Here is a 24,733-nt window from a genome sequence, read left to right on the forward strand (position 1 = left end):
GGCCCGAAGGACCTGCATTCGACATCTTCTCTGTTTCATCGATTATCCATTCGGCTGCCTAACTGCCAATGAAATGGGTCTACACCTCGTCCGGGAAGCGCAGTGAAAGGACCTCGGAGGAGCCTATTCGCCCCGGCGTTCCGCCGAAGGTGAGCAGCCACGCCGAGATGAGCGGCCGCGCCGAGATGAGCGGCCGCGCCATGGACTCGGGCGGCCTGCGGGAGGGAGTGCTGAACCTGCCCCACGGGGCCGACCAGATTCTACGTATGTGGCTCGCTCCTGGGGGTTCTCGACGGAATGGTTGAGCTACGGCCTGGATCGTGTGAGCTGGAGGAAGTGGGAGCGCATCCTGGTTCGGTCGGGTTCTATGCCGGTGATGAGCCGGAAGGCGTCGACGGCTTGGCCGACGGCCATGTGGCCGCCGTCGAGCACGCGGCAGCCCTTCGATCGGGCGGCGGCGACCAGCGTGGTGTCGAGCGGAAGGTAGATCACTTCGGCGACCCATTGCTCGGGACGGATTAGGTCGGGGTCGAAGGGCGTTCCGGGGTGGTTGTGCATGCCGATGGGGGTTGCGTTGACGATCCCGTCGGCGGCGCGGATCAGGTGCGGGAGGTCCGCGGCGTCGACGGTCTCGATCGTCTGGTGCGGGTACAGCGACTTCAGCGCGCTGACGCGCTCCTCTGCCCGGGAGGGGTCGATGTCGTGTATGTGGAGTCGGCGGATTCCGGATGACAGGAGTGCTGCGGCGACGGCTGAGCCGGCGCCGCCGGATCCGATCTGGACGGCGTGGTCTTTGGGGGCATCGGCGAGGTTGGCGGCGAACGCTGCGGCGAATCCCGATTGGTCGGTGTTGTGCCCGATGAGCTTCCCGTCCCGGACCAGGACGGTGTTGACCGCTTCGAGGGATGCGGCGTCCTGGGCCAGTTCGTCGAGGTAGGGGAGCACGAGCTGCTTGCAGGGGTGGGTGATGTTGAAGGCGTTGAAGCCGAGTTCCGCGCCTCGGCGGATGAGCTCTCCGACCTCCTCGGGCTCGCGTCGGATGGAGCTGAGGTCGATGGGGCGGTAGAGGTAGCGGAGGCCGTGGTGGGCTGCCTCTTGCTCGTGCATGGTGGGGGAGAGGCTGTTGGCGATGCCTTCGCCGATCAGCCCGACGAGGTAGGAATCGGCGATGGTGCTCATGGGGCTCCTTGTGGCTTTTCGGTGGGTCGGGGCGGAGCGGCGAGGGGCGGCCGGAGCGGGCTTGTCCGGGGTCTCCATTGCGCGCTCGTCATGCGGGGGGTCAGGCCGCTTTGGGTCTTCTCGGTCCGGGGTTCAGGCTGTGGCGCTGGCTAGGCGCCGGGCGCGCCGCTTTTCGCGTTTGGCGCGCTGCAGTGCCGGGTCTGGGACGGGCGCGGCGTCGACGAGTGCCTGCGTGTAGGGGTGCTGGGGGTGGTCGTTGACCTCCTGGGCGTCGCCCTCTTCGACGATCTGTCCCCGGTAGAGGACGACGGTGCGGTGGGAGACGTGGCGTACGACGGTGAGGTCGTGGGAGATGAACAGCATTGCGAGCCCCATGTCCTGCTGGAGTTCGTTGAGCAGGTTCAGCACTTGGGCCTGGACGGAGAGGTCGAGCGCGGAGACGGGCTCGTCGCACACTACGAGGCGCGGGCGCCCGATGACGGCTCGGGCGATGGCGATGCGCTGCCGCTGCCCGCCGGAGAACTGGCCTGGGTATCGTTCGGCCGTGTCCTCGGGCATGCCGACCCGGCGCAGGATCTCCGCGATCCGTCCGCGGATGGCGTCGCGGGAGAGGGAGGGGTCGGTGGAGAGGGGTTCGGCGAGGGTCTGCCCGATGGTCCTCGCCGGGTTGAGCGAGGAGTAAGGGTCCTGGAAGACCACCTGCAGTTGGCGTCCGAGCTCCTTACGTCGGCGGCGCGGGGCGTGGGTGATGTCCTCGCCGTCGAAGGCGATGCTTCCGTCCGAGATGGGGGTCTGTCCGAGGACGGCCCGGCCGATCGTGGTCTTCCCGGAGCCGGACTCCCCGACCAGGCCCAGGGTCTCTCCGGGCGAGATCGCGAGGCTGACGCCCTTGAGCGCCTGGAACTCGCGCCGGCGGGACTGGCCGTAGGTGACGTGGAGGTCCTTGACCTCCAGCAGTGCTGGGGCTGGGATCATGCGACGGTCTCCTTGTCGTGGTCGTCGAGCAGCTCGCGCAGGGAGTCCTGGATGGTGGGCAGCGGCTGGCCGACGGCGGCGTTGTGCGGGTTGGCCCGGAGCAGGGCCTTGGTGTATGGGTGCTGGGGGGCGCTGAAGATCTGCTCGACGGTCGCTGACTCGAGGGTCTCCCCGTGGTAGAGGACGAGGGCGCGGTCGCAGCTGTCGGCGACGACTCCCCAGTCGTGCGTGACGAGGATGACCGCCATGCTCTCCGCTTCGCTCAGGTCCCGCAGGAGGTCCAGTATTTCGGCCTGGACCGTGACGTCGAGCGCCGTGGTGGGCTCGTCTGCCAGGAGAACGCGCGGGTTGGCCGCGAGTGACCGCGCGATGCCGACGCGTTGGGCCATGCCGCCGGAGATCTGGTGCGGGTACCGGCGGGCCACGTCCTTCGGATCTGGGATCCGCACGAGCTCGAGGAGCTCGATGGCGCGGGCCTTAGCCTGGGAGCGGGGGGCCTTCCCGTGGTGCCGGAGCACCTCGAGGAGGTGGTGCTCGATTGTGAAGCAGGGGTCCAGGGCGGCCATCGGTTCCTGGAAGATCATTCCGAGGGTGCTGCCCCGGAGCCTGCGGAGGGTCTCGGGGCGGGCGAGGTTGTAGCGGGCGCCCTCCAGGACCATGGTTCCTGCGGTGGCTCGGGTCCCCGGGGGCAGCAGGCCCATGATCGCAAGGCTGGTGAGCGTCTTGCCGGAGCCGGACTCCCCGACGATCCCGAGCGTCTGTCCCTGCTCCAGGTCGAGGTCCATGCCGTCCACGAGCACTCTCTCGCCGGTGTCGCCGTCAGCGACGATCGTCAGTCCTCTGACGCTGAGGACGGCGGTTGGGGAGGCGGCAGCCGTCGCTGGCGTCGGCCCCGGGGTGGGGCGGGGGGACGGGGTGGGGCGGGGGGACGGGGCCGGGCGGCGCCCGCGGCGTGTGCCCCTCGTCCATCCTTCCGCGGCCGCGTCCCGCGCGGAGTCCCCGAGGAGGCCGAAGGCCAGGACGGTGAGGGCGATGGCGCCCCCGGAGGGTGCGAGCAGCCAGGGGTCGTCGGTGATGGTCTGGGAGGCCTCGTAGACCATGCCGCCCCAGGTCGGCGCGGGGGGCTGGACTCCTAGGCCGAGGAAGCTGATGCCGGTCTGGGCGAGCACGGCGGTCGCTGCGAAGAGCGAGAGCTGGACGATGAGGGGGCCGATGATGCGGGGGACCACGTGGCGGACGATGATCGCAGCGTCCCCGAGGCCGGAGATGCGTGCCGCGTCGATGTAGAGCTCGTTGCGGACGTTCAGCGTCGCCGAGCGGGCCACCCGGGCGATCCCGGCGCTGCCCATGATGCCGAGCGTGACCATCGCGACCGTCATATCCCGGTTGAAGACCGCCAGGATCGACAGGAGGATCACGAGTCCAGGCAGCGCCAGCAGCAGGTCGACGAGCTGGGTGATGGCCCTGTCGAGCCATCGCCCGAAGTAGCCGGCGGCGAGGCCGAGGACGAAGCCGAGGGCGCAGGCGATGAGCACTGCCTCGGCGATGCCAAGGATTGTCGGCCACGCCCCGTAGACCAGGCGGGAGAGTACGTCGCGGCCGAAGGCGTCAGTGCCGAGCAGATGGGCCTGCGAGGGGGTCTGCTTGACGGCGAGGAGGTCCTGCGCGAGCGGATCGGCCGGTGCCAGCCACGGCGCCAGGACCGCTGCCGCGGAGACGGCCACGAGCCATGCCGTGGCCGCGATGGCCAGGGGCTTGCGGGCCAGCCGGCGGAAGAACCGGGTGGGCTTGTCCTGGGACGCGGGCCCTTTGGCGGTGAAGACGTCCGCTGGGGTTTCGGCGGCGCTTTCGCTCATGACACACGCACCTTGGGGTTGAGCCAGCCGTAGCTGAGGTCGACAATCAGGTTGATCAGGATGGTCAGGACGGTGAAGAACAGGGTCACGCCCTGGAGGACGTAGATGTCGAACTTCTGGGTCGCGTCCACGGCGAGGCTTCCGAGCCCGGGGAGGACGAAGACCTTCTCCACGAAGACGGTCCCGGTGATGGCCGCGACCATGACCAGGCCGAGCACGGTGACCAGGGGCAGCGAGGCGTTCCGGAGGGCGTGCTTGACCACGATGGTCGAGGTTGGAAGCCCGGTGGCCCGCAGGGCCCGGATGAAGTCCCGTCCCATGACATCGGACATGGAGTCGCGGGTCTGCTTGGCGACGCTCGTGATCGAGTGCAGTCCGGCGGCCAGGACCGGCAGGACGAGCCCTGCTAGCCACATCCCCGGGTCGTCGGCGAAGGGCGTGTACCCGGTGGCGGGGAACCACTGGAGGGTGACCGCGAAGAACGAGATGAAGACGAGGGCGACCCAGAAGGAGGGGAAGACCAGACCGCCCAGGGAGAGCACGTCGATCACGCGGCCGATTGCTCCACCTTTCAGGGCGCTGAGGATGCCGAGGCTGACCCCGGCGAGCAGGCACACGATCAACACCCCGACCATGATGGACAGGGTCACGCCCATCCGGCCCACCACCAGGTCCCAGACCTGCTCGCCTGTGTAGGCGGAGCTCCCGAGGTCGCCGTGGAGTGCGTGGCCGGCCCAGGCGGCGTACTGCACGATGAGGGGCTGGTCGAGGCCTATCTGGTGCCGCAGTGCCGCGACCTGGGCTGGGGTGCCCTGGCCCTGGAGGATGGTCTGGGCGAGGTCCCCGGGGGAGAGGGCGTTGAGGAGGAAGGTCAGGAACGTGACCACGAACAGCAGCGGCACCGATAGAGCCAGCCGGTGGAGGATCAGCTTCAGCATGGGGAACTCCTTGCGGCCCGCGTCAGGAAGCGGGCTTGACGTCCACGAGGTCGATCACGAGGTTCTGCCCCGGGTGCGGGGCGTCCACGCCCTTGGCGATGAAGTAGGTCACGTTCAGTGCCGAGATGATCCCGAACCAGGCGTTGTCGTCGACCCACTTGTAGACGGCCTTCCACGCAGCCTCGGACTGCGCCGCGGGGGCGGTTGCCGCGGCGGCGAGCAGTCTGGTCAGCTCCGGGTCCTGGGAGTGGTAGGTGTTGTAGGAACCGTTCGGCTGGAGGGTCTGGAACTGCGCCATGAAGGGGGTGCCGGAGTTGCTCTGGGCGATGATGGCCCCGAACTGCTTCTCGCCCAGGCGGGTGTTCAGGTCCCCGAAGTTCTGCGCCTCGGTGAAGGCGAGCTTGATCCCGGCCTTCACCAGCTGGCCGGCAATGGCCTGGGCCTGGGTCGCGTTGAGCGTGTTGCTGACGTATCCGACCCTGATCGTGACCCCGTTCGGGTACCCGGCCTCGGCGAGGAGCGCTTTGGCCTTGTCGATGCTGTAGGGGTAGTCCTCGTCGTTCGCGGGGTCGTAGCCGACGAAGCCCTTGACCTGGAGCTGGCTCGTGGGCGTGCCGAAGTCGCCGAACAGTGCCTTGGTCAGCAGCGATCGGTCCAGGGCGTAGTTGATGGCCTGGCGGACTCGGACGTCGCCGAGGGGCTTGTCGGTCTCGCCCTTGCGGTCCAGCAGGAGCAGGCCGGTCCACTGGACCGGGTCGGAGAGGATGCGGGCGCCGGAGGGGAGGTTGTTCTTGTTGGCGTTGCCGGTGATGGGGTCGGAGACCATGACCTTGAGCTGGCCGGTCTTGAAGGCCTGGATTGCCGAGTTCTGGTCCTCGTAGACGCTGATGACGACCTTGTCCCAGTAGACCTTGGACTTGTCGTAGTAGTACTGGTTGGGGACGTAGGTGTAGGACTTGCCGCTGACGGTGGCGGCTGGGTCCAGCACGTACGGGCCGGCCCCGAAGGTCTTGGTGCCAAGCTGTTTGGGGTCGGCGAGGGCCTTGGGGCTGATGAGGTTGCCGGCGAGCCAGTACGCGTTGAAGACGCTCACGAGGTCCGGGTTGGGGCTCTTGAGCCACACGGTGAAGACGTACGCGCTGTCCACGGTGATCCTGTCCAGGTTGCCCAGGTTCACCGAGAACGGCCCTTTGGCCTTCACCCAGTATTCGATCGACTTCTGTGCGGCGTCCGCGTTGACGGGTTCGCCGTCGCTGAACTTGGCGTCCTTGCGCAGCGTGAACGTCACCGACCGGTTGTCCGGGGCCAGCTTCCACGATTCGGCGAGGGCCGCCACCAGCGTTCCATCGGCCTGGGTGCGCACGAGCGGCTCGTAGGCCGGTGTCAGCATGGTCCCGGCACGGCCGTTGCCGCTCAGGGCGGGGTCCATGCTCACCGGCGCGAACGTGTTCGAGACGGTCAGGGTTCCCTTGCCGCTGCCCCCGGAGCCGGTCGAGCCGGAGCCTCCGGAGCAGGCGGCCAGGGCAAGGACTGAGGCGAGGCCGACGGAGGATGCGAGGACGGTGCGGCGGGAAACGGGACGGGAGAAGCTGCTCATCGGTTTCTCTCTTCGTTGAGGACGGCGGAGGGGGCGGAGGGGAGTGAGGCGTGCAGGACCTCGCGCAGGGCGACGGTGAGCTCTTCGGAGGCTGCAAGGGCGGCGGCGCTGACCGCCCCGTAGCTGAAGAAGCCGTGGTTGAGCGTGGGGTATTCGCGGAAGACGACCGGCACCCCTGCCCCGGCCAGCGTCCGGGCGTAGGCGGCTGCTTCGTCGTAGAGGAAGTCGTGGCGGCCGACCCCGATCACGGCAGGGGCGACTCCCGTGTGGTCGGCCGCCAGCACCGGGGATGCCTGCGGGTCCGTAGCCACCGTCGCGGAGTCGCGGCCGAGGTACTGGGCGCCGACGGGGCTGGAGGCGGCGGCGCGCAGGTCGGTGGCCGGATAGACCAGGAACTGCGCGGCCAGGGGGATGCCCCGGTCCCGGCAGTGCAGGGCTGCTACGGCGGCGAGGTTGCCCCCGGCGCTGTCGCCGCCCACGGCGAGCCTGCGCGGATTGCCGCCGAAGCGGTCGATGTTGGCTGCGGCCCATTCGACGGCGGCCAGGGCATCCTGCACCGCGGCCGGGAAGGGGTGCTCCGGGGCGAGCCGGTACTCCACCTGGATGACCCACGTGTCGGCCAGGGCGGCAATCCGGCTCGAGTTCGCCTGGTGCGAATCGAGGTCCCCGATGATCCATCCGCCGCCGTGGAAGTAGACCAGCGTCGCATCGCTGGGCCCGAGGGGCTTCTGGACCCTGATCCGCAGCGGTCCTGCCGGGCCGGGGATGGCCTCCTCGGCGACCGATTCGACCGGATAGAACTGGCCCGGGTAGTGGGCCTCGCGGAGCCGGACCCCCCGTGCCCGCGCGGTCCCGGGATCCACTGCAGCGCCTTCCGCGTCGGTGAAGATGGGGAAGTCGCCCGAGGCAGCCATGGCCTCCTCGAGGCGCACGGTCGCGGGATCGACCCCACCGTCGCCCAGGTGGCGGCCGAGGAAGTCAAGGGACCGGCGGGTCACCTCGGGCAGGGTCTCGGCATCGGTGAAGACGTGGCCGCCGTCGGTCTCGAAGTACTCGACTTGGGCGCCGACCTGCCGGAGCGCGGCGGCGAGGGTCCGGCTCTGTTCGACCGGGACCTGGCGGTCCTGGCGGCCGTGGGCGATGAAGACCGGGGGGACGTCAGCGCGGACGTGGCTCAGGGGAGAGAGGGACTGCGCATCCCACGTGCTCCCCTCCAGCAGCGCCGTGACAGGATTCTGCGTGTAGAACCCGACCTCTTCCGACTCCGGGTCGGGCAGACTCGCCGCCGTGCCTGAGATCTCGGCCGGCCCGTACCAGTCCACGATCGCCTGGAAGTCCTCCGGCTGGTCCGGATGCTCGCGCGCCGCGGTCTCGCCGATCTCGGCGCAGAACCCCGCGAGGGTGACCAGGTGGGCGCCCGCCGATTCCCCCCACGCTGCCATCCGGGTCCCGTCCAGCCCGTACTCCCCGGCGTGGGCCCGCAGCCAGCGGGCGGCCGTCCGGAGGTCGCGGACCTGGGCGGGAAAGGGCGCCTCCTTGGCGAGCCGGTAGTCCAGGAGGGCGACCGCGTAGCCGGCCGAGACGATCGAGTCGATCACCCGGTAGGCATGCAGGTTCGGGGCTTGGCGGCGCCGCGACCCGTACACCCAGCCCCCGCCGTGGACCCACACGACCACCGGCGCGGGATGGGCGGCCGTGGCCCCCGCAGGCACCCGGAGGTCGAGGAACAGCGGGCGGTAGCCCTCCTCGACCGAGTAGGGGATGTTCTCGTACAGGGCCTCGCCCCGGCTCGTGTCCGTGGGCAGGGGCCGCGGGAACGCCGCCGTGCCTTGGCTGAGCGGTCCCGGCTCTGTCATGGCCGTCATGGTCAATCGCCTCCTCATTGTGGCGCAGGTCATAGGACAAAGTGCTCCTACGAGCATGGGGGTCAAGACTCATAGAAGTCCAAGAGTGGTTTTCGACCACTGTGAGAAGAAAACCCAATCACTCGCTGATAGGGCTTTCCCTATCGGATTTATCGTCCTTTGCTCTTGGACACCTATCGATGACCCCTGCGAGAGTTCTGGGAAGGCGTCAATGGGCAATCGGCCCGACCTGTGGCGCCGACCCTGGTCAGGTACGCCCGCCGCATGCCGACGGCACGCTGTCACCCGCGCCTGACCTGAAACGCACCGCACCCCAACGCAACGAAAAGGAGCCCCATGCCCTGGATCGATCTTCTCGGCAACGACATCCACTACACCGACACCGGCTCGGGAGACCCGCTGGTCCTCATCCACGGGCACGGCTCGGCGGCCGCCTGCTGGGAACCGTTCGTCGACATCCTCTCGGAGCGCTTCCGGGTGCTGGCCTACGACAGCTACGACCACGGCTTCTCCAGCAACTCCCAGCGGGAGGGCCAGGGCCCGGACCGGGTGGACGAGCTCGAGGCCTTCCTGCACAGGCTCGGCATCGTCCGACCCATCCTCATGGGCCAGTCCATGGGAGCGATGACCACCCTGCGCTGGGCGGTCAGGCACCCGGACCAGGCGCGGGCCCTCGTCGCCTGCGGCATGGGCTGGCCCATCTCTGCGCCTCCGAGCGGAGTCGCCAGCGCGCTCGACCCGGAAGAGAGGATCTGGCTGGGCGTCGGGAACTCATTCACCCCGGAGTGGATCGAGGCCAACCCCATCGAGTACCAGCGCTACATCCGGATCCGCTCCACCGCGACCGCCATCGAGGCCGCCCGGCACAGGCGCTCCTTCGGTGCGATCAATCCGGGCTGGGGCCCCGAGGACCGCGAGACCGAGGAGGGACTCCGGGGCATCACGAGCCCGCTCCTGCTCTTCGTCGGACAACTCGAGGCGCCTGAGATCTTCCCCGCGGTGCAGAACGTCCACAGGCTCGTCCCGCACAGCAGGCTCGTCGTGGCACAGGGAGCCGCCCACAACGCCTACTACCAACAGCGCGGCCTGCTCCTTGAAGCCTTCGACCAGCTCCTCGCCAGCGCAGGCGTCGCCAGCTAGACGTCCGATCGTCCTGCCCGCTCGGTGTCCGGAGTTCGGCTACCCGGAACGGCATTTCCATGAACCCCGGACCGGGAAGGACACTGTGGAGGGGCAGGGCCTTCATCCCGCCCTCTACACCATGCCCACCTCGGGGGTTCCGCCTGCGCGACGGCACACCAGTGCCGCCGGCCTCGGCAGGCCGGCGACGGGACCCGGCACACTCGCGCAGCGAGAGTCCATGACTAATTCGACGTTCGGGCACCCCTTCGTCGAATGCTTCGACCACTTCAGACCAAGTCGTCTCCGGCAGGATCCGCCGTGAAGCCGATCCGGGCCCTGTGGCACTCCCGGTCCCGGCATTGCATGCGCTGAGGGCCTCAACGCCGATAGCCCACAGGGCCTTCGGCTGTCGGCGCGACCCGACGACGGCGTGCCTGCCTGGCATCAGTGGGCCGCACCCGCCTCCTGCCAGGTCGAGGAGGCAGTCGCCCCTGCTCCTCCTCGGGGTTGTGGATCTGCAAGCTGACCGCCGGCTGCGCCCTGTGCAGCCGCTGGCGGCCGAACGGCAGCCCTTCCTACGCCGCAGGGAATGCGCGCATCCGGCTGACGTGCTGGAGCGGCCTCCTCACCCGATCCGAGCTGCCGCGGGCCCACCCCCGCCTGCCATGTGCCCGTGGACGGCATCCCAACCGCGCAGCAGGATGCTGCACGCCGATGAGCCCCCTGCATCCCTGGCCCGGTGGAGGCCAGGCAGCCGAGAGCGCGCAGGAGTCCGCGTCGGGGCTCGCCTGCGCGCCGACCTCGGCTTCGGGTGGCACGACCAGGCGGTCCTGCCCCTAGGGGTCATGTCGTCGGACGCGTCAGCGCCCCTGGATGCGCGAGCGTCCGGACGCGCGGGGAAGGCGAAGACCGCCGGACTCGGCCCCTTTGCCAGTCGCGGGGCCGGTCGATCAATCATGTGCCGGCTCGGGCATGGGCGCGGCTCGGGGCGGACGCGCCAGAGCTCAGATGGCGCACGAGGATGTCCACCGCGAAGCCGTAGCCGGCGATTCGTGCTCCGGCGATGACAGCGACGGCGACCGGGGCAATGAACGAGCGCCTCCGGAAATCCTCCCTGGCATGGATGTTGGTGACGTGTACCTCCACGACGGGGCGCTCTGGACGCCGGTGATCTCGTCACGGAGGGCCACCGACGTGTGGGTGAGCCCGCCTGGATTGATGATGACCCCGTGGTTCCGGAAGCGTCCTTCGTGGAGCCTGTCGATCAATTCGCCCTCGTGGTTGCTCTGAAGGAAGCCCACGCCGAACTCGGCGGCCCGGACGGCGACGAGTGCCTCGGCGTCGGTCAGGGTCTCCCTTCCGTACGGGTGAGGCTCGCGAGTTCCGAGCAGTCCGAGGTTGGGTCCGTTGAGGACGAGGAGGCGCGATGGGGTAGTGGAAGCCATGGATGAGCCTTCTGGTCGGGGTGGGCGTGCTCCTGCCCGCCAGCGGGATCGCGCGGCTGCACCGTCAGACTCGCGGGACCGGCCCGCCAGGGGGGCACTGGGCGCCGGGGCAAGGACAGTTCAGTTCCCTATGGTCGCCGCTACGGGACGGCCTGGAGTCCTTCTCCTGCTGCCGAGGCTCCTGGCCGGTTGAGATGCCGATTGAGGAAGTCCAGCGAACGCTGCGTGACGTGGGGCAGGATGGGCTCGCCATGGGTGACGAAGACGTGGTCGCCGATGGTCTCGAGGTACTCCGCATCGGCTCCGGCTGCCAGGAGTGCCCCGTAGAGCATCCGGCTCTGCTCGACGGGGACCTGCTGGTCCTCGGTGCCGTGGGCGATGAACACCGGCGGGATGCCCACGCGGGCGTAGCTGATCGGCGAGAGCTGCGCGGCAGTCCAGCCGGAGCCGGCCATGAGGGTCATGATGGGATGTTCGTCGATTGGCCCCCTCTCCTCCGATTCTGCCGTCGCGGCTCCCGTCCCGAAGAGGGCGAGGTCGGCAGGGCCGTACCACTCCACGACGGCCTGGACGTCCTCGGACTGCTCCGGGTGCTCGCCCGAGCGGGGCTCGGGGTCGAGCCGGTCGCAGAGGGCGGCCATCGTGACCAGGTGGGCGCCGGCGGACTCGCCCCACAGGGCGATCCTGTTCGGATCGAGGCAGAACTCGACGGCGTTACCGCGCAACCACCGTACCGATGCCCTGACGTCCATCAGGGGAGCCGGGAAGGCTGCCTCCTTCGCGAGGCGGTAATCGAGCACGGCCACCGCGAACCCGTCCCGCACGATCCGGTCCAGGACCCGGTGCGTGTGCAGGTTCGGCGACTGCCTGCGGCGCGAACCGTGGACCCAGCCGCCCCCGTGGACCCAGACGACCACCGGGGCCGGAGATGCCTCGGAGGCCGAGTCGGGCACCCGCAGGTCCAAGAACAGCGGACGGTATCCGGCCTCGCAGGAGTAGGCGATGCTGTGCCACCGTCGCTCGCCGAGATCACCCACCAGTGGTGGGTCGAAGGGGAACGCCCTCGTGCCGTCGGACAGGGGACCCGGTACTGTGCTCACGCCTTGCTCCAATCTCTCGCCGTGCCTGTGCGGCCATGCCGGAATCAATCCTTCGCCTGGCAGGCGATCTCTGTCCAACATCAAAAACAACTGTCAGAGATAGTCGATCCTTATCAATCGCCAAGCCGCCCGCTAGCATTGCGGGATGGAGATTCGATGGCTGAAGGCGTTCGAAGCCGTCGCGCAGGAGCTGAACTACGGCCGGGCCGCCCGCGCCCTGCACGTCGCCCAGCCGGCCGTGAGCCAGCAGATCGTCCAGCTGGAAAGGTCCCTTGGCGTAGTCCTGTTCGAGCGTACGACCCGCTCGGTCAGGCTCACCCCTGCAGGCCACGCGTTCCAGCAGCCCTGCCGAGCGGCCCTGGAGGCGCTCGGCGCGGCGGCCCGCGCGGCGCAGAACGCCGGCTCTGGCGAGTCGGGGAATGTCCGCATCGGCTTCTCCGGCGCGTTCGCGCACGAGGGCCTCTCGCAGCTGGCCCGGGAATCACGTCGGCACCATCCGCTGATCGAGCTCGTCATCGCCGCGTCCGGGAACAACGATTCGGTCCTGGAGCAGCTGCTCTCGGACCGGCTGGACATCGGAATCATGTCCGAAACCCACGGCCACCCCAAGGTCGCCTCCCGGCTCATCTCGGCCAGCCGTCTGGGCGCCCTCGTGCCGGCAGACCATCGGCTCGCCACGGCAGAGTCGGCCCGGCTTTCGGACCTGCGCGGTGAGCCCTTCGTGCTCACCGACAGCGCGAGCCGGTTCGCCCTGCGGGACGTGACGATCGAGGCGTGCCTCGATGCGGGCTTCCAGCCGCACATCGCGCAGGAGGCGGCCGACTCCTTCACGGTCTTCGCCCTGGTATCAGCCGGAATGGGGCTGACGCTGGTCCCGGAGACGGCCCGGGACATCTGGCCCCACGGCGCCTCCTACCTGGCCCTGACCGACGTCCCACAGCGCCTGCGGAGCGTCATCGCATGGCCCGCGGACCGCAGCTTCCCCGCCCTGGAGACCGTGCTGGGCGTGGCCGGGCGGGTCTTCCCCACGCCGGCCGGGCCCTGACCCGCGGATCCCGGAAAGGGTCCGCATTTATAAGCGATCTCTATCTCAGAGATCAGATATTGATGTTGGACCATTTTCAAGTCTGGTGTGATCCTTCTTACAACCGATCGTCTTCCGGAGCCGCTCAGGGCCGCCCCGGGCACAAGCAAGGGACAACGATGTCGATCAGCATTTCTGCAGCAGGGGTATCCCGGCGCGCGGCGCTGGGGAGCTTCCTCGGCAGCGTCGTGGAGTACTACGACTTCTTCATCTACGGGACCGCGGCGGCGCTCGTGTTCAACCACGTGTTCTTCCCGTCCGTTGGCGGGGCATCCGGCACGCTGGCAGCGGTGGCGACCTTCGGCGTGGGCTACATCGCGCGCCCCGTCGGCTCGGTCATCCTCGGGCACTTCGGGGACCGCCTCGGGCGCCGGCGCCTGCTGCTGTTCACCGTGGTGCTCATGGGCGGGTCCACCTTCCTCATCGGGCTCCTGCCCGGCTACAGCACGCTCGGAACCGGGGCCCCGATCCTGCTGGTGCTCCTGCGGCTGTGCCAGGGGCTCTCCGCCGCAGGCGAGCAGGCCGGGGCCAACTCCCTGACCCTCGAGCACGCGCCGGGGAAGAAGCGTGCGCTGTACACGAGCTGGACCATGTCCGGGACGCAGTTCGGCATCCTCCTGGGCACCCTGGTCTTCATCCCGATCAGCGCCCTGCCCAACGAAGCGCTCCTGGGCTGGGGATGGCGCGTGCCGTTCCTCCTCAGCGCCCTGTTCGTCGCCGTCGTCTACTTCGTGCGCCGCAGCGTGCCGGAGCCGGAGATCTTTGTCGAGACCAAGGCGGCAGAAGGGGTCGAGAAGTACCCCATCGTGCCCCTGCTGAAGAACCACTGGCGCAACATGGTCCGGGTCGTCCTGTGCAGCATCCTCGCGGTAGTGGGAAGCGTGACCGGCATCTTCGGGCTCGCGTACGCGACCGGCACCGCCGGCGTTCCCGCGGCCGCTATGCTCTGGGCCGGTGTCGTGTCGAACCTTGTCGGCATCATCGTCATGCCCCTGTGGGCCATCCTGTCGGACCGCGTCGGGCGCAAGCCGATCTTCGTCGGGGGCATGGCAGCCGCAGCCGTGCTGATCTTCCCCTACTTCTACTTCATCGGCACGGGAAACGTCGCCCTCGTCTTCCTCGGAGGCATCCTGCTCTCGGTCTGCGGCGGCGCCGCCGGCGCCCTGCAGCCCGCCTTCTACACGGAGATGTTCGACACCAAGGTCAGATTCTCCGGCGTCGCCATCTCTACCCAGCTCGGCGTGCTCCTGGGCGGCTTCGCCCCCACCATCGGATACGCACTCCTCCAGCCAGGACGCACCGGCTGGATCCCCGTGGCCGTCTTCACCGCAGTGTGCTGCCTCGTCTCGGCCGGATCGGCCCTCAGCGCCCGCGAAACCCGAGGCCTCACGCTGCGCGAGCTCGGAAAGCCGGCCTCTTCTGCGACGACGACCTTGGCTGCTGCCGCAGAGGAACTGGACAGTCTGGAAGCTTCCTGACGGAATCCCCCTGACGTGGGGACCGGGGGCGGGCTGGGGGCCGCGTGAGCGATCCTGGTCTGCCCCCGAATGCCCGTCAATGGCGACACCCGTCTGTCGCCTCCAAGCCAAGCGTCGCGATTCGAACGCCGCCGGCACCCCTTTTTCTGGCACAGCCGGACCCGACCCCCCAGTTGTACCCTCGAATCCTGCCGCGTGGCCGGCATTTCCGCGCCTACGGTCGGGGTGGGAGCACCCTCCGGGCCAGTTCCAGCACGTTGGAGAGCGCAGGGGTGACGTCCTCAGCCCTCCAGACGATGCTGATCTCAGTCGGGGCACTGTCCGTTATAGGCAAGAGCCTCAAATGCCCTGGCACGGTTGTCAGGGCCGAGTTGACACCGAAGCCGATCCCGATCCCGGAGGCAACGAGAGGCAGGACGCTGAGCCCGTCCCTGACCTCGACGACTCCCCGTGGCTGGTACCCGGCCCGTTCGCACTCCTCCTCCACGAGACGGCGGAGCGTGCGCCCGGGCGCCGGCCGGAGCAGGATGAAAGACTCCTCCCGAAGCTGCCCCATGGAGACGCCGGGCCCGTCTGCCAGCGGGTGGTCACGGGGGAGGAGGACGCCGAGGTGCACGGTCGAGAGAGTGTGCCAGGCCAGGCCCTTCCCCGTCACCGGACCGCCCAGGAGCCCGAAGTCCAGCTCACCGTCCTCGAGGAGGCGAAGGATCTCCGCGTTCGTCCTGGACTCGTCGACCTCGAGTTCGAGATGCGGATGCTCCTGGCTAACGAGCCTGATCAGGTCCACGAGGGCGTCGGGGGCGAAGCCGGCGTTGTACCCGACGCGGAGGTGGCCGAACTCACCGGTGCCGGCATTGCGGGCCTTCTGGACGGCAGTGCCGAGCCCGGCCAGGACCTCTCTGCACGGCCCCAGGAAGGCGGCCCCGGCGTCGGTCAGCCGAACCGAGCGCCTGTCGCGGTTGAACAGCTTGGTCCCGACCGCCTTCTCCAGGCTCTGGATCTGCTGGCTCACCGCCGGCTGTGCGAGGTGCAGCCTCCGCGCCGCCCGCCCGAAGTGAAGGTCTTGAGCGACCGCGACGAAAGTCTGCAGCCAGCTGATCTGCACACCCGCCTCCTGTGATCCCGGGCAATGATTGCAAATATGTTATCAGATTCTAGGTTTTTTCATGCGGTCTCGTGTGCGCAGGCTGTTTTGCGTGAGGGAGAGCACGGAGATCCGGCCGAGGTGCCGGAACCGGCACCTCGCGGCAAGGAGAAATAATGCCGCTCAACCGGGTTGTCCAGAAGATCATCCAACTGTGCAACCACTGCTCTCGGTCGAGGACATCTTCCTTGGGTCGGGTGGCGCTGTCCGTCAACGGGGCCGATGCCTTAGGATGGCCGGCCGTCTGTGGTCTTCTGTGGTCTCCGGGCCCCTACCGCGGCACCGGGGCGGCAGGGGGCCCGGGGTGGGAGATCCTCGGATCGGGCCGGTGTTTCCCCTCGTCCCGCCGGGGCGGGCTGGTCTTGGGTGCAGGCCCAGCCTACGTCTGCTTCCTCATCGAGGAGTTCGCGGCCGCCTCGCGAGGCTTGGGCTTCGACGAGGCGACTACGTCGGAACTCCTGCTCGAGACGTTCTACGGGTCGCTTTCCCTGCTCGAGGCCTCCGTACGCGCACCGTCGGCCCCGCTGACCGAGATCTCAAGTCCGGGCAGCGCCACGGAACGCGCAATTGCTGCCCTTGAGCAGGCCGCGGTTTCCGGCACGCGGAGCACGCTATGCGGGCGGCCGTCGGCCGGGCAGAGGAGCTGAGGGCACGATGACGGGCACACCCGAATCCTGGTCCTTACGCGGCGCTAGCTCTTCCCACGCGCGACGACAACCCTAAGGTGAAGCGGTAGGGGTTTGGAGAAGGCAGCGAGGGATCTGGGCGGTTCGAGGTCCCCACTGTAAGGAGAGCGATCAAGAGACAGCACTAGACTTTCAATTCTGTTCAGATCGGGGGATTCCGGCGAAGCCCCCGGACATTCTGACGAACGCATTCCGGTGGAACCCCGGCCAAGCCGGCCAAGTGCGCTTCGTTCGTGAATCCCATGCGGTAGGCGTGGCCGATAAGCACGCCGAGTTGGCCTTCGATGCCGAACTTCGCTCCCACGGCTTCTTGGAGGTCCAGGGCAAGCGTCTGCAGCGTGTGGAGATGCTCGTCGGGGGTGGCATCGCTCTGCGGGAGGTCCTCGAAGGATAGGGCAACGCTTCGGATGCGGGGCACGCTCTCGCCAACGGCGGCTGCAACGGTGGAGATGCGCAGGCCATCCTCGATTGCCTGCGCGATAGCCTCGTTCTTTGCGCCGGTGAGGGTACGGATCCTGACGCGAAGCTGCATGAGCTTCTGCCGGTGGCGAGCCAGCGCGTCGAGCAGTCTCTCCCGGGATTCCCCGTCCTGCGCGAGCAGCTTCTCCTTCGCGCGGTGCCGATAGCCTCGGGCTGGCGTTTCAGGCATGGGGCCTTAGCTCCGAGAAATCTGCCCGCTCTTGCACCAGCCTTCGAGGGCGCCGAGCAGGGTGTCGGTCAGTCGATCCGCTGCGTCCTTCTCCGACAGGCCCACGGTGTTGATCACGTCGAGGATTTCTCGGGGGTCGAAGAGGATGTTCCAGAGGAACAGGGCTTCGTCTCCGATGGGCGGGAGCCCTAGCTCGTCAAGCGCCTCGCGCAGGGGCCGTTCCAGGGCGTCGGCCTGAACGGTGAGGTATTGGGCCCCGCCGCGCAGTCGTGCGAGGTAGCCCTCTGGGGAGCGGGTGTGCACCATCGATCCGCCGTGCTCGCCCACGAGCTCGACCCAGCGGCGGTCGACGTCGCGGAGGAGCTTGACGCCGGAGCTCTTCTGCTCGTCGCTGAACTCCTTGAGGCGCTCGCCGATCCCGTAGCGGTAGGCGGTGAGCACCTCCTCCACGGAGGCGAAGTGCCGGTACGCGGTGGCGGGGGAGATCTCGGCCTCGCGCGCGATGTCGGACATGCTGACGGACTCCAGGCCGGTGCTCGAGGCGAAAAGGCGTCCGGCTGCCTGGATCAGCTGGCGGCGATTGCGCTTGGTGTCGCTTCGCAAGCGGCGCGTCCTCTCTGGGGATGTCGGCGCGGGCCTCGCGCCCGCGCCTCCCAGCCTAACCATCCGCGCGCCCCGTCGCAGGGTAGGCTCCGCCGCCGGCGATCACCGAATAGATCGTGCCGACAGCCTTGCGGATCTGCCGCGCCTCCTCGGTGCCGGCCTCGCAGTCGATGAGGACGCCGTCGAGCGTTTCGCGGACGCCGAGAACTCCCGGAACACCGGCTACGAGCTTCCCGAGACGGTGCGCCTGACGGCGAAGGAGGTGGATCGGGCCGCCCAGCATCCTGCACCGAAGCTGCGAGCTGCTTTCGTCGAGCAGCACCATCGTGGGGAAGACAGACGTGATCATCGGCGTGCCAATTCGCTCAGGCCAGCCGCGAGGCGCTCGACTCCGGCGGTGATGTGCTCGGGGCTCGCGGCGTAGGAGAGGCGCAGATGCTGCTCGCCCGCCGCGCCGAACTCCCCGCCGGGCCGCACGGCGACGCCGAAGGAGCGCAGCTCGGCGGTGAGCTGGGCGGAGGGGATCTCGAGCTCGTACTTGGGGAAGAGGTAGAAGGCTCCCTCGGGCGGGCGGACGGTGAGCCCGGGGATCTGCGCAAGCGCCGAGTACATCAGCTCGCAGCGCTCCTGGTACGAGCGGCGCATCTCCTCGACGTCGTCCCGGCACTGCTCGAGCGCGACGACGGCGGCATGCTGGACGGCGGTGTTGAGCGAGCCGTTGAAGGTCCCGTGCACCCGGGCGGCGGCGTTCATGATTTCGGGCGGTCCCCAGAGGTAGCCCACGCGCCAGCCGGTCATCGCGTAGCTCTTGGAGAAGGTCTGGCAGTAGATGGTCCGGTCGCGGAGCCCGGGAAGCTCGAGTGCGGAGGTGAACGGCTCGGTCGTGTAGACGAGCTCGCTGTAGGCCTCGTCGGACAGGATGAAGGTGTCGCTGCCGGAGACGAACGAGGCAAGCGCCTCGAGTTCTGGCCGGCTGTGCACGATCCCGGTCGGGTTCGAGGGGTTGCAGAAGACGAACAGCTTCGCTCCGACGAGCGCCTCGGAGAGCGCCGAGACGTCCCAGTGGAGGTCCTCGGCCAGGGGGACCGGGACAACCGCGCCGCCGGCCATGTTCACCAGGTCCGCGTAGAGCGAGTAGGTGGGATCGGGGATGACCACGCGGTCGCCGGGGTTGACGACGGCGAGGATCGCCGCGGCGAGCCCGGCGGTCCCGCCTGGCAGCAAATGCGAATGTGGCCGCGCCCATCAACGCAGGCGTGGCAGCGAACATCGGGACAGTGGACAGCACCTCCGTCGCGGATGCCCAGCAGGAGGCGATCATCAACCAGCACGTCGACGGGGCTGCCACAGCAACCACCCACCAGCAGTCGAACCTCCAGCAGTAGCGGCCCCCGATGACGGTGCGTCCCGGACGTCCGCCCGAGCCTGTCGAACGAGCCTCGGCGACGGGCGTCCAAGAGCATTTCCCCACACGGGCGGACGGCGTCGAACTGATCGGCGAGCTGCAGGGCTCGGGCTACCGGGACGCGCCCGCGCTCGTGCGGCGCGGCGACGGCCAGACCCTGCAGCTGACGCCGCTGCTCTACAGGGTCCTCTCCGCGGTCGACGGGCAGAGCAGCGTCTCGCAGATCGCCGAGCGGGTCAGCCATGCGTTCGGCCGGGTCACGGCGGAGAACATCCGCACCCTGATCGATGCCCGGCTGCTTCCGCTGGGGCTGCTCACTCGTGCTGACGGTTCGCAGCCGGAAGTCCGACGGTCGAACCCCCTGCTGAGCCTGCGTTTCCGCTACACGGTCACCGATGCGGAGAAGACTCGGCGTCTGACAGCGCCTTTCGCGGCCCTGTTCCGTCCATGGGTCGTGGCCCCGCTGGTGGCCGCCTTCCTCTTCGTGAGCTGGTGGGTACTGGCTGAGAAGGGGCTGGCGTCGGCGACCTACCAGGCGTTCGAGAGTCCCGGCCTGCTGCTGCTGGTCGTCGCCGTGACGGTCTTCTCCGCCGGGTTCCACGAATTCGGCCGTGCTGCTGCGGCACGCTACGGCGGTGCCACCCCTGGGGCGATGGGGGCGGGCCTGTACCTGTTCTGGCCTGCCTTCTACACCGACGTGACCGACTCGTACCGCCTCGGACGCGGCGGGCGCGTCCGCACCGATCTGGGCGGCCTCTACTTCAACGCGATCGTTACAGTCGTGATAGCCGGGATCTGGTGGGGGACCCGGTACGACGCTCTGCTCCTTGTCGTCGTGACCCAGATCCTGCAGATGATCCGCCAGCTGACGCCTCTCGTGCGGTTCGACGGATACCACGTGCTCGCGGATGTGACAGGGGTCCCCGAACTGTTCCACCGCATCCGTCCCACGCTGCTCGGCCTCCTGCCGTGGCGTTGGGGTCATCCGGAGACCAAGGTCCTCAAGCCCTGGGCGCGCGTCGTGGTCACCCTCTGGGTCCTGATCGTGGTCCCCCTCCTGCTCGGGAGTCTCGCACTGATGGTCTTGACCCTCCCACGGGTCCTCGCCACCGCTTGGGCGAGCGTCGTGGTCCGGGAGGCTGCCCTGGCCGCGGCATTGAGCCGTGGCGACCTCGTGGGCGCAGGCGCCCAGGTCGTCATGATCCTCGCGGCCGCCCTGCCCATCCTCGGCATGGCCCTCATCCTCGTCAGGATGGCCAGCCGCGGCGCGGGCAGCATGTGGCGAAGGACGAAGGGACGGCCGGCCCGGCGGGCCGCATCCGTGGTCGCCGGCGTCGCAGCCGTTGCCCTGCTCGCAGCCATGTGGTGGCCCAACGGCTCCTCCTATCGCCCTATCCAGCCGTCCGAGCGCGGCACCATCGCAGATGCCTTTGCGATGACGGCTCCTCGGACGGACCGTCTGGTGCAGGGACAGGAGGGACAGATAGCCGCGATCTGGCCGCAGGGGGCCGCTCGGCCCACGGCTGACAGACCACAGCTGGCCATGGTTCTCGTGCCCAGGGCGGGACAGACCGCGACAGCACCGGCGTCCGCGCATGCCCAAAGCCCCGCCCGGGCTCCCGCGCCGGCCTGGGTCTTCCCGTTCAGCAAGCCGGCTCCCCTTGGCGAGGGCGGGAATCAGGCCCTGGCCGTCAACACCAAGGACGGCTCGGTGGTCTATGACGTTGCATTCGCGCTCGTCTGGGTGAAGGACGGGAACGCGGTCAACACGAACGAAGCGGATGCCTTCGCCAGCTGCCGGGACTGCGCGGCCGTCGCGGTCGCCTTCCAGGTGGTGCTCGTCGTGGGCCAGGTCCACGCCGTCGTCCCGGAGAACCTGGCAACTGCCGCCAACTACAACTGCACCCGGTGCCTCGCCTACGCCTTGGCGAACCAGCTCGTCCTGACGTTGGACGGGCCCCTGAGCGCCGCGGGAATGGATCAGCTGGCCCAGCTGTGGGACGAGATCGGGAAGTTCCAGGCCGGTATCCAGGGCGTGCCCCTGTCGCAAATCCAGGACCGCCTGAACCAGTACATCTCGCGCATCCAGCAGATCATCGAGCAGGACCCCTCTGCGACCCGCCAGACTGCTGGCAGCAGCCCCGCAACCACGCAGGCTGCCACTCCGAGCGTTCCCGCAGGCGCGCCAGCCGGCGACGATGCAACCCCCGCGCAAAGTGCGCCCGGCACGATCCCGTCGCCGACGGCTCCTGGGCCTGACGTATCCTCGGCCCCTAGCGAAGCCCCTGCCCAGACACTCGCCCCCGCACCCGCCCAAGGACCCCAGACTCCAGCCACCACCAACAGCCCCCTCCGCGCACCCACGGTGTACCCCAGCTGAACCGCTCCGCCGGGCCGCACGAGCCTCCGGCTCGGGACCGGGAGATGTTGCCGTCCCGTGCATCTCGACGGCCTTGGAGACGGCCCCCCGTAGTAGACGTCCCTGCTGGTGCCCTCCCAGACAGCATTCGCGGCGTGGGGCCCTCAGGTGCGGCGCGGTCTCGGGGCGGCGAACACGCCGGGCAAGCTTCGGAGAGACTCAGAGAGTCGCCTAAGTGGGACGGACCGCCTGCGGGCCCGTGGCCAAGACCGCGCCTGTGGCCCCAGGGTCCTTCTTGGGGAGAGCTTGACGACGAGGTCCTTCCTCGGTCCGAGGAAGGGAGGGGGCCCGTCCTGGAATCAGCGGGAACGCCGTCTGGGGGACGTCAGCGGTCAAGGTCAGGCGGAGGGTCGTAGCCGCTCTGCTAGCCCCCACCTTGGACCAGCGCGTCCAACCGGGACCCGGCGGGTGCCGGCCTGAGCGGGGTGGGCGGCTGCCGCCCTCCGAGCCGTGCGAGATGATGCACAGGGAGCGAGGCTAGCCCGTGCCCTCCGAGACGGAGGGGGTCAAGGAACCGTAAGACCCCGGACCGCGGGCCGCCGAAGTCTTCCCTAAAGGGCATCGGGGGTGCTTGGTATGGGCGATCCGGAATGGACGATCCCGCTCGGGCCAGGAGGGTGAGACGGCGAACGGGGGCCAACGAGAAACAAACTCTCAGCACTGATGCCCCTGCTCAAGGCCAGGGGCGGGCACGCCTGCCAAAGGTCAAGGGACGGGCGGGCAGGAGATGTCTTTCACCGTCCCGAAGATCCCCGCGATGTCGGAGCTGATGGAGCCGAAACGGCTAATGGGGTTCCGTGGCCTGGGTGCCGCGGGCGTCATCAGCCCTGGAGGGGCTGGTCGTGGCCGCGGCGGGCATCGGCATCCATGTCGCAGAGAAGTTCGCCGAGTCCAACCGCCGCCAGCCAGGCCGTCAGGGCCAGCAGGCGCGGGCGAAGGGGGCCGTTCTTCTCCGCCCCTGTTGGAGGCCATGGAGGCGGCACCGGCCCTGACCCTCGCTGCCGCAGCGGCTTCCGGACAGGACGAGAGGGAGGACGCGACGTTTCACCGTCCCGTTCGCGGTCCTCGGCATGCTCAGGAGCGGCAAGTTCAATTCGAGTACTGGCTACTTGGGCATCGCACCGGACGGCGGTGCAGACTGGCACCCCGGACATAGAAACAGGGAGGTCTCATGTACGCTCACCGCGCCATCGTCCTTGACGCCATCAACGTCCTGAAAGCTCAAGGGTTCCTCGCCGGGCACTCCCACATGCACAACGGCTTCGCCTCTACCAGCGAACACGCCCAGGCCGATGCGGTGGGGGAGGCGATCAGTGCCCTGAGCGGCCAGACCTGGAACGAGCTCAGCTACCAGCAGCGGCAGATTCTCCTGGTCGCCCAGGCCACGGTCAGGCACTACCCACAAGCCGAGGAACTGCCCCCAGCCGGCCGCCAGCGGGGAACGGCGCGCAGCCGCAACTGAACTGGAGTAAAGAACGGCGCATTCATTCCTGGGAGGCTGTCCGGGGGGCACGTCGCGGAATACGAATCTGGACTCGGCGCGTTCCTCAATCTCACGCGGACCGCCCCAGCCACTGGGGCTCGATCACCCGCCGCCTCACCTGTCCCGCCTCAACCCAGTACTCCCGAGCCCCCCGGTAATAGCTGATCTGCCACAGTACCTGCACGAGCACGAAGCGGCCTGTCCACGCCCTGACGAAGCCTTTCTCCGTGCGGGAGGGCCTCCCATCGTCGAACGTCAGCTGCACCCAGACCGGAACAGCCTTGTGGGCGCGAGTGATCCGGGCCGGGTCGATTGCGTCGTTCGGCGTGACGACCGGGTCCGGCTCCGGCTCGCCGCCTTCGTTCAGTGCAGACACGGTTGGATGTTCGCACCGAGGCCCGACAGTGGGGAACGCCAACTTGATCTGCCGTCGAGAGGGTTAGGATCACGCCATGGAAGCTCCTAGGACGAAGACTCCAGCGCAGATCGTCGGGGATTGAATCGCAAGGCGTGGCTTAACACCTCAGGACTACGACCTCGTTCAGATTGTGGATGCGGTGGGCGTATAGGACCTTTATCCGACCTTGGGCGAGAGGGTGTGGCGTATCGACGTCGACAACAAGGCCTTCTGGGCCGAGGTCGACCAGGCCAGATGGACCGGCGGGTACAAGGCGCAGATGGCGAAGGCTTTCCCCGAGGACGCCGGTAAGATTCCGGGCCACAACATCCGCTGACCGACGAACCTGCACGAAATGGAGCCCTTGAGCAGGACGCTTGCTCTATTTGATCTGCTACTCTCGATTCCACGCCTGCCCCGGGCATCGGGTTGGAGTTCCCCCAATCCTCCTTCCGCGCCGGGGGCAGGCCCATTAACCCTCCGTGCGAAAAGTGCCCTAGGGCGGATGCGTCCGTGCAGGGTGGGACGGGACGCCCTCCATGTCCCACCGCATCCGCCCCGGGGTTCCGACGTTACTACTGCGAGTGGCATGGAGGAAGCACCGGACGGGGCTGATGGGTTTGCTAGGGTCTCGCGGGGGCCTGCTCCTGCCGAGCTTGAGCCTTCCCAGGAGCGGGCCCCTTCTTCTTAAGTTGAGCGTGACGTTTGTGATTCGTGATCGATCAGCGCTCAACCGACGTTGTATTCCTGGTCCGTGACGCGGTCGAGCCGAGGCGAGGACCTGGCCGCTCTGGTCGGCTTCCTGGATGGCGACGGAGGCCATGAGCCGTTCAGGCGCGGCATCGAGCCAGTGTCCCTTGCCTGGCTCGATGAAGACGACGTTGCCCCGACGGATCTCCTGCACGCTGCCGTCGCGGGTGGCGACGAGCCCGATGCCCTGGGTCGCGTGGAGCCGTCGAGAACTACTCGAGCAATTCGGGCTGGTAGGCGCGCGGCGCTGGCTTGCCCCGCATGCGACGTTGCGGCAGAACGTGCCTGAGGGGTCCAGTTCGACGTCGTGGGGGACGCCGACCCGGCCGACGATGGCGCCCCGTGCGGCAACCTCGAAGGCGGCCATCGCACGACCGCGGCAGCTCCGGAGTCGTGCGGGGCGGCGCGCGGGTCAGGCTGCCTTGATGGGGGCCTTCCCGTCTGCGGATGATGCGGCGGCCTGCTTCTCGCGGGTGAGGAAGGCGGAGAGCTCCCCGATGGTGCTCATCAGCGGGGCCGGGAAGACGACCGTGGTGTTCTTGTCCACGCCGATCTCCA

At 68.5% G+C, this 24,733-nt stretch carries 22 protein-coding genes and 1 pseudogene; 8 read left to right on the forward strand and 15 right to left on the reverse strand.

Annotation, left to right across the window (positions count from 1 at the left end; all coding sequences use genetic code 11):
• Positions 1 to 79 precede the first annotated feature (79 nt).
• From E6A21_RS18285 to E6A21_RS07900, 7 genes are all read right to left on the reverse strand, one after another.
• Positions 80 to 202 (reverse strand): hypothetical protein, encoded by a 123-nt coding sequence (locus E6A21_RS18285; RefSeq protein WP_281281565.1) that lies wholly within the window; start codon positions 200 to 202, stop codon positions 80 to 82.
• A 104-nt stretch (positions 203 to 306) separates the two neighbouring features.
• Complete coding sequence (locus tag E6A21_RS07875; RefSeq protein ID WP_138443586.1) at positions 307 to 1,179, reverse strand: shikimate dehydrogenase; 873 nt, start codon at positions 1,177 to 1,179, stop codon at positions 307 to 309.
• A 132-nt stretch (positions 1,180 to 1,311) separates the two neighbouring features.
• Positions 1,312 to 2,154 (reverse strand): ATP-binding cassette domain-containing protein, encoded by an 843-nt coding sequence (locus E6A21_RS07880; protein WP_138443587.1) that lies wholly within the window; start codon positions 2,152 to 2,154, stop codon positions 1,312 to 1,314.
• Positions 2,151 to 4,010 carry a dipeptide/oligopeptide/nickel ABC transporter permease/ATP-binding protein gene (locus E6A21_RS07885; protein ID WP_138443588.1) on the reverse strand — a complete coding sequence of 620 codons (1,860 nt, stop codon included), beginning with the start codon at positions 4,008 to 4,010 and terminating at the stop codon, positions 2,151 to 2,153. Before E6A21_RS07885 ends, E6A21_RS07880 begins: the two co-directional genes overlap by 4 nt.
• The gene (locus E6A21_RS07890; RefSeq protein ID WP_138443589.1) at positions 4,007 to 4,948 is read right to left on the reverse strand and encodes an ABC transporter permease; all 942 of its coding nucleotides are present in this window, start codon (positions 4,946 to 4,948) and stop codon (positions 4,007 to 4,009) included. The genes E6A21_RS07885 and E6A21_RS07890 overlap by 4 nt, the downstream gene beginning before the upstream one ends.
• Positions 4,949 to 4,970: 22 nt before the next feature.
• Positions 4,971 to 6,545, reverse strand: a complete 1,575-nt coding sequence (locus E6A21_RS07895) for an ABC transporter substrate-binding protein (RefSeq protein ID WP_138443590.1) — start codon at positions 6,543 to 6,545, stop codon at positions 4,971 to 4,973.
• Positions 6,542 to 8,410: an alpha/beta hydrolase fold domain-containing protein gene (locus E6A21_RS07900; RefSeq protein ID WP_171041317.1), complete on the reverse strand. Its 1,869-nt coding sequence runs from the start codon at positions 8,408 to 8,410 to the stop codon at positions 6,542 to 6,544. Before E6A21_RS07900 ends, E6A21_RS07895 begins: the two co-directional genes overlap by 4 nt.
• A gap of 336 nt (positions 8,411 to 8,746) precedes the next feature.
• Here E6A21_RS07900 and E6A21_RS07905 point away from each other — a divergent pair, with 336 nt between their 5' ends.
• Positions 8,747 to 9,550, forward strand: a complete 804-nt coding sequence (locus E6A21_RS07905) for an alpha/beta fold hydrolase (protein WP_138443592.1) — start codon at positions 8,747 to 8,749, stop codon at positions 9,548 to 9,550.
• A 936-nt stretch (positions 9,551 to 10,486) separates the two neighbouring features.
• On the opposite strand, the pseudogene E6A21_RS07910 reads toward E6A21_RS07905, so the two are convergent.
• Together E6A21_RS07910 and E6A21_RS07915 are read right to left on the reverse strand one after the other, a co-directional pair.
• Positions 10,487 to 10,977, reverse strand: a pseudogene (locus E6A21_RS07910) (type II 3-dehydroquinate dehydratase).
• Between the two features lie 140 nt (positions 10,978 to 11,117).
• Positions 11,118 to 12,077 carry an alpha/beta hydrolase gene (locus E6A21_RS07915; RefSeq protein ID WP_171041318.1) on the reverse strand — a complete coding sequence of 320 codons (960 nt, stop codon included), beginning with the start codon at positions 12,075 to 12,077 and terminating at the stop codon, positions 11,118 to 11,120.
• A 145-nt stretch (positions 12,078 to 12,222) separates the two neighbouring features.
• On the opposite strand from E6A21_RS07915, the gene E6A21_RS07920 reads away from it, so the two are divergent.
• Entirely contained in the window at positions 12,223 to 13,122 is a 900-nt protein-coding gene (locus tag E6A21_RS07920; RefSeq protein WP_138443594.1) for a LysR family transcriptional regulator, read from the forward strand.
• A gap of 158 nt (positions 13,123 to 13,280) precedes the next feature.
• On the forward strand, positions 13,281 to 14,639 hold the full coding sequence (locus tag E6A21_RS07925) for an MFS transporter (protein WP_138443595.1): 1,359 nt from the start codon (positions 13,281 to 13,283) through the stop codon (positions 14,637 to 14,639).
• Positions 14,640 to 14,853: 214 nt separating this feature from the next.
• Here the strand turns inward: E6A21_RS07925 and E6A21_RS07930 are convergent, their stop codons facing one another.
• Complete coding sequence (locus E6A21_RS07930; RefSeq protein ID WP_171041319.1) at positions 14,854 to 15,744, reverse strand: LysR family transcriptional regulator; 891 nt, start codon at positions 15,742 to 15,744, stop codon at positions 14,854 to 14,856.
• A gap of 401 nt (positions 15,745 to 16,145) precedes the next feature.
• Between E6A21_RS07930 and E6A21_RS17830 the strand changes: the two genes are divergently transcribed.
• Positions 16,146 to 16,430: a pyrroline-5-carboxylate reductase family protein gene (locus tag E6A21_RS17830; RefSeq protein ID WP_171041320.1), complete on the forward strand. Its 285-nt coding sequence runs from the start codon at positions 16,146 to 16,148 to the stop codon at positions 16,428 to 16,430.
• A 181-nt stretch (positions 16,431 to 16,611) separates the two neighbouring features.
• Here E6A21_RS17830 and E6A21_RS07940 read toward each other — a convergent pair whose 3' ends face one another.
• From E6A21_RS07940 to E6A21_RS07955, 4 genes are read right to left on the reverse strand one after another with little or no spacing between them, the layout of a single operon-like run.
• A complete protein-coding gene (locus E6A21_RS07940; protein WP_138443598.1) occupies positions 16,612 to 17,118 on the reverse strand; it encodes a hypothetical protein in 507 nt (168 codons plus the stop codon).
• 6 nt (positions 17,119 to 17,124) lie between these two features.
• Complete coding sequence (locus E6A21_RS07945; protein ID WP_138443599.1) at positions 17,125 to 17,721, reverse strand: TetR/AcrR family transcriptional regulator; 597 nt, start codon at positions 17,719 to 17,721, stop codon at positions 17,125 to 17,127.
• Between the two features lie 55 nt (positions 17,722 to 17,776).
• The gene (locus E6A21_RS07950; RefSeq protein ID WP_138443600.1) at positions 17,777 to 18,070 is read right to left on the reverse strand and encodes a hypothetical protein; all 294 of its coding nucleotides are present in this window, start codon (positions 18,068 to 18,070) and stop codon (positions 17,777 to 17,779) included.
• Positions 18,067 to 18,945 (reverse strand): pyridoxal phosphate-dependent aminotransferase, encoded by an 879-nt coding sequence (locus tag E6A21_RS07955; protein ID WP_138443601.1) that lies wholly within the window; start codon positions 18,943 to 18,945, stop codon positions 18,067 to 18,069. Before E6A21_RS07955 ends, E6A21_RS07950 begins: the two co-directional genes overlap by 4 nt.
• A gap of 8 nt (positions 18,946 to 18,953) precedes the next feature.
• Between E6A21_RS07955 and E6A21_RS17835 the strand changes: the two genes are divergently transcribed.
• The 3 genes from E6A21_RS17835 to E6A21_RS07965 all read left to right on the forward strand — a co-directional run bounded on the left by E6A21_RS17835 (position 18,954) and on the right by E6A21_RS07965 (position 23,007).
• The gene (locus tag E6A21_RS17835) at positions 18,954 to 19,106 is read left to right on the forward strand and encodes a hypothetical protein (protein WP_171041322.1); all 153 of its coding nucleotides are present in this window, start codon (positions 18,954 to 18,956) and stop codon (positions 19,104 to 19,106) included.
• 9 nt (positions 19,107 to 19,115) lie between these two features.
• Positions 19,116 to 21,506: a hypothetical protein gene (locus E6A21_RS07960; RefSeq protein ID WP_138443602.1), complete on the forward strand. Its 2,391-nt coding sequence runs from the start codon at positions 19,116 to 19,118 to the stop codon at positions 21,504 to 21,506.
• 1,210 nt (positions 21,507 to 22,716) lie between these two features.
• Positions 22,717 to 23,007 carry a hypothetical protein gene (locus tag E6A21_RS07965; protein ID WP_138443603.1) on the forward strand — a complete coding sequence of 97 codons (291 nt, stop codon included), beginning with the start codon at positions 22,717 to 22,719 and terminating at the stop codon, positions 23,005 to 23,007.
• A gap of 91 nt (positions 23,008 to 23,098) precedes the next feature.
• On the opposite strand, the gene E6A21_RS07970 is transcribed toward E6A21_RS07965, so the two are convergent.
• Positions 23,099 to 23,404 (reverse strand): hypothetical protein, encoded by a 306-nt coding sequence (locus E6A21_RS07970; RefSeq protein WP_138443604.1) that lies wholly within the window; start codon positions 23,402 to 23,404, stop codon positions 23,099 to 23,101.
• 208 nt (positions 23,405 to 23,612) lie between these two features.
• On the opposite strand from E6A21_RS07970, the gene E6A21_RS17840 reads away from it, so the two are divergent.
• Positions 23,613 to 23,762, forward strand: coding sequence for a hypothetical protein (locus E6A21_RS17840; protein WP_171041323.1), 150 nt, complete (start codon positions 23,613 to 23,615; stop codon positions 23,760 to 23,762).
• Positions 23,763 to 24,733: the final 971 nt, after the last annotated feature.

It is taken from the genome of Sinomonas susongensis (genome assembly GCF_005877005.1).
Lineage (GTDB): Bacteria > Actinomycetota > Actinomycetes > Actinomycetales > Micrococcaceae > Sinomonas > Sinomonas susongensis.

Bases quoted from the DNA above. Each gene is read 5' to 3' on its own strand.
- E6A21_RS07900 (WP_171041317.1), bottom strand. From the start codon at position 8,410: ATGACGGCCATGACAGAGCCGGGACCGCTCAGCCAAGGCACGGCGGCG.
- E6A21_RS07950 (WP_138443600.1), bottom strand. From the start codon at position 18,070: ATGATCACGTCTGTCTTCCCCACGATGGTGCTGCTCGACGAAAGCAGC.
- E6A21_RS07960 (WP_138443602.1), top strand. From the start codon at position 19,116: ATGACGGTGCGTCCCGGACGTCCGCCCGAGCCTGTCGAACGAGCCTCG.
- E6A21_RS07925 (WP_138443595.1), top strand. From the start codon at position 13,281: ATGTCGATCAGCATTTCTGCAGCAGGGGTATCCCGGCGCGCGGCGCTG.
- E6A21_RS07920 (WP_138443594.1), top strand. From the start codon at position 12,223: ATGGAGATTCGATGGCTGAAGGCGTTCGAAGCCGTCGCGCAGGAGCTG.
- E6A21_RS07875 (WP_138443586.1), bottom strand. From the start codon at position 1,179: ATGAGCACCATCGCCGATTCCTACCTCGTCGGGCTGATCGGCGAAGGC.
- E6A21_RS18285 (WP_281281565.1), bottom strand. From the start codon at position 202: ATGGCGCGGCCGCTCATCTCGGCGCGGCCGCTCATCTCGGCGTGGCTG.
- E6A21_RS07940 (WP_138443598.1), bottom strand. From the start codon at position 17,118: ATGCCTGAAACGCCAGCCCGAGGCTATCGGCACCGCGCGAAGGAGAAG.
- E6A21_RS07905 (WP_138443592.1), top strand. From the start codon at position 8,747: ATGCCCTGGATCGATCTTCTCGGCAACGACATCCACTACACCGACACC.
- E6A21_RS07885 (WP_138443588.1), bottom strand. From the start codon at position 4,010: ATGAGCGAAAGCGCCGCCGAAACCCCAGCGGACGTCTTCACCGCCAAA.
- E6A21_RS07880 (WP_138443587.1), bottom strand. From the start codon at position 2,154: ATGATCCCAGCCCCAGCACTGCTGGAGGTCAAGGACCTCCACGTCACC.
- E6A21_RS07965 (WP_138443603.1), top strand. From the start codon at position 22,717: ATGTACGCTCACCGCGCCATCGTCCTTGACGCCATCAACGTCCTGAAA.
- E6A21_RS07890 (WP_138443589.1), bottom strand. From the start codon at position 4,948: ATGCTGAAGCTGATCCTCCACCGGCTGGCTCTATCGGTGCCGCTGCTG.
- E6A21_RS07895 (WP_138443590.1), bottom strand. From the start codon at position 6,545: ATGAGCAGCTTCTCCCGTCCCGTTTCCCGCCGCACCGTCCTCGCATCC.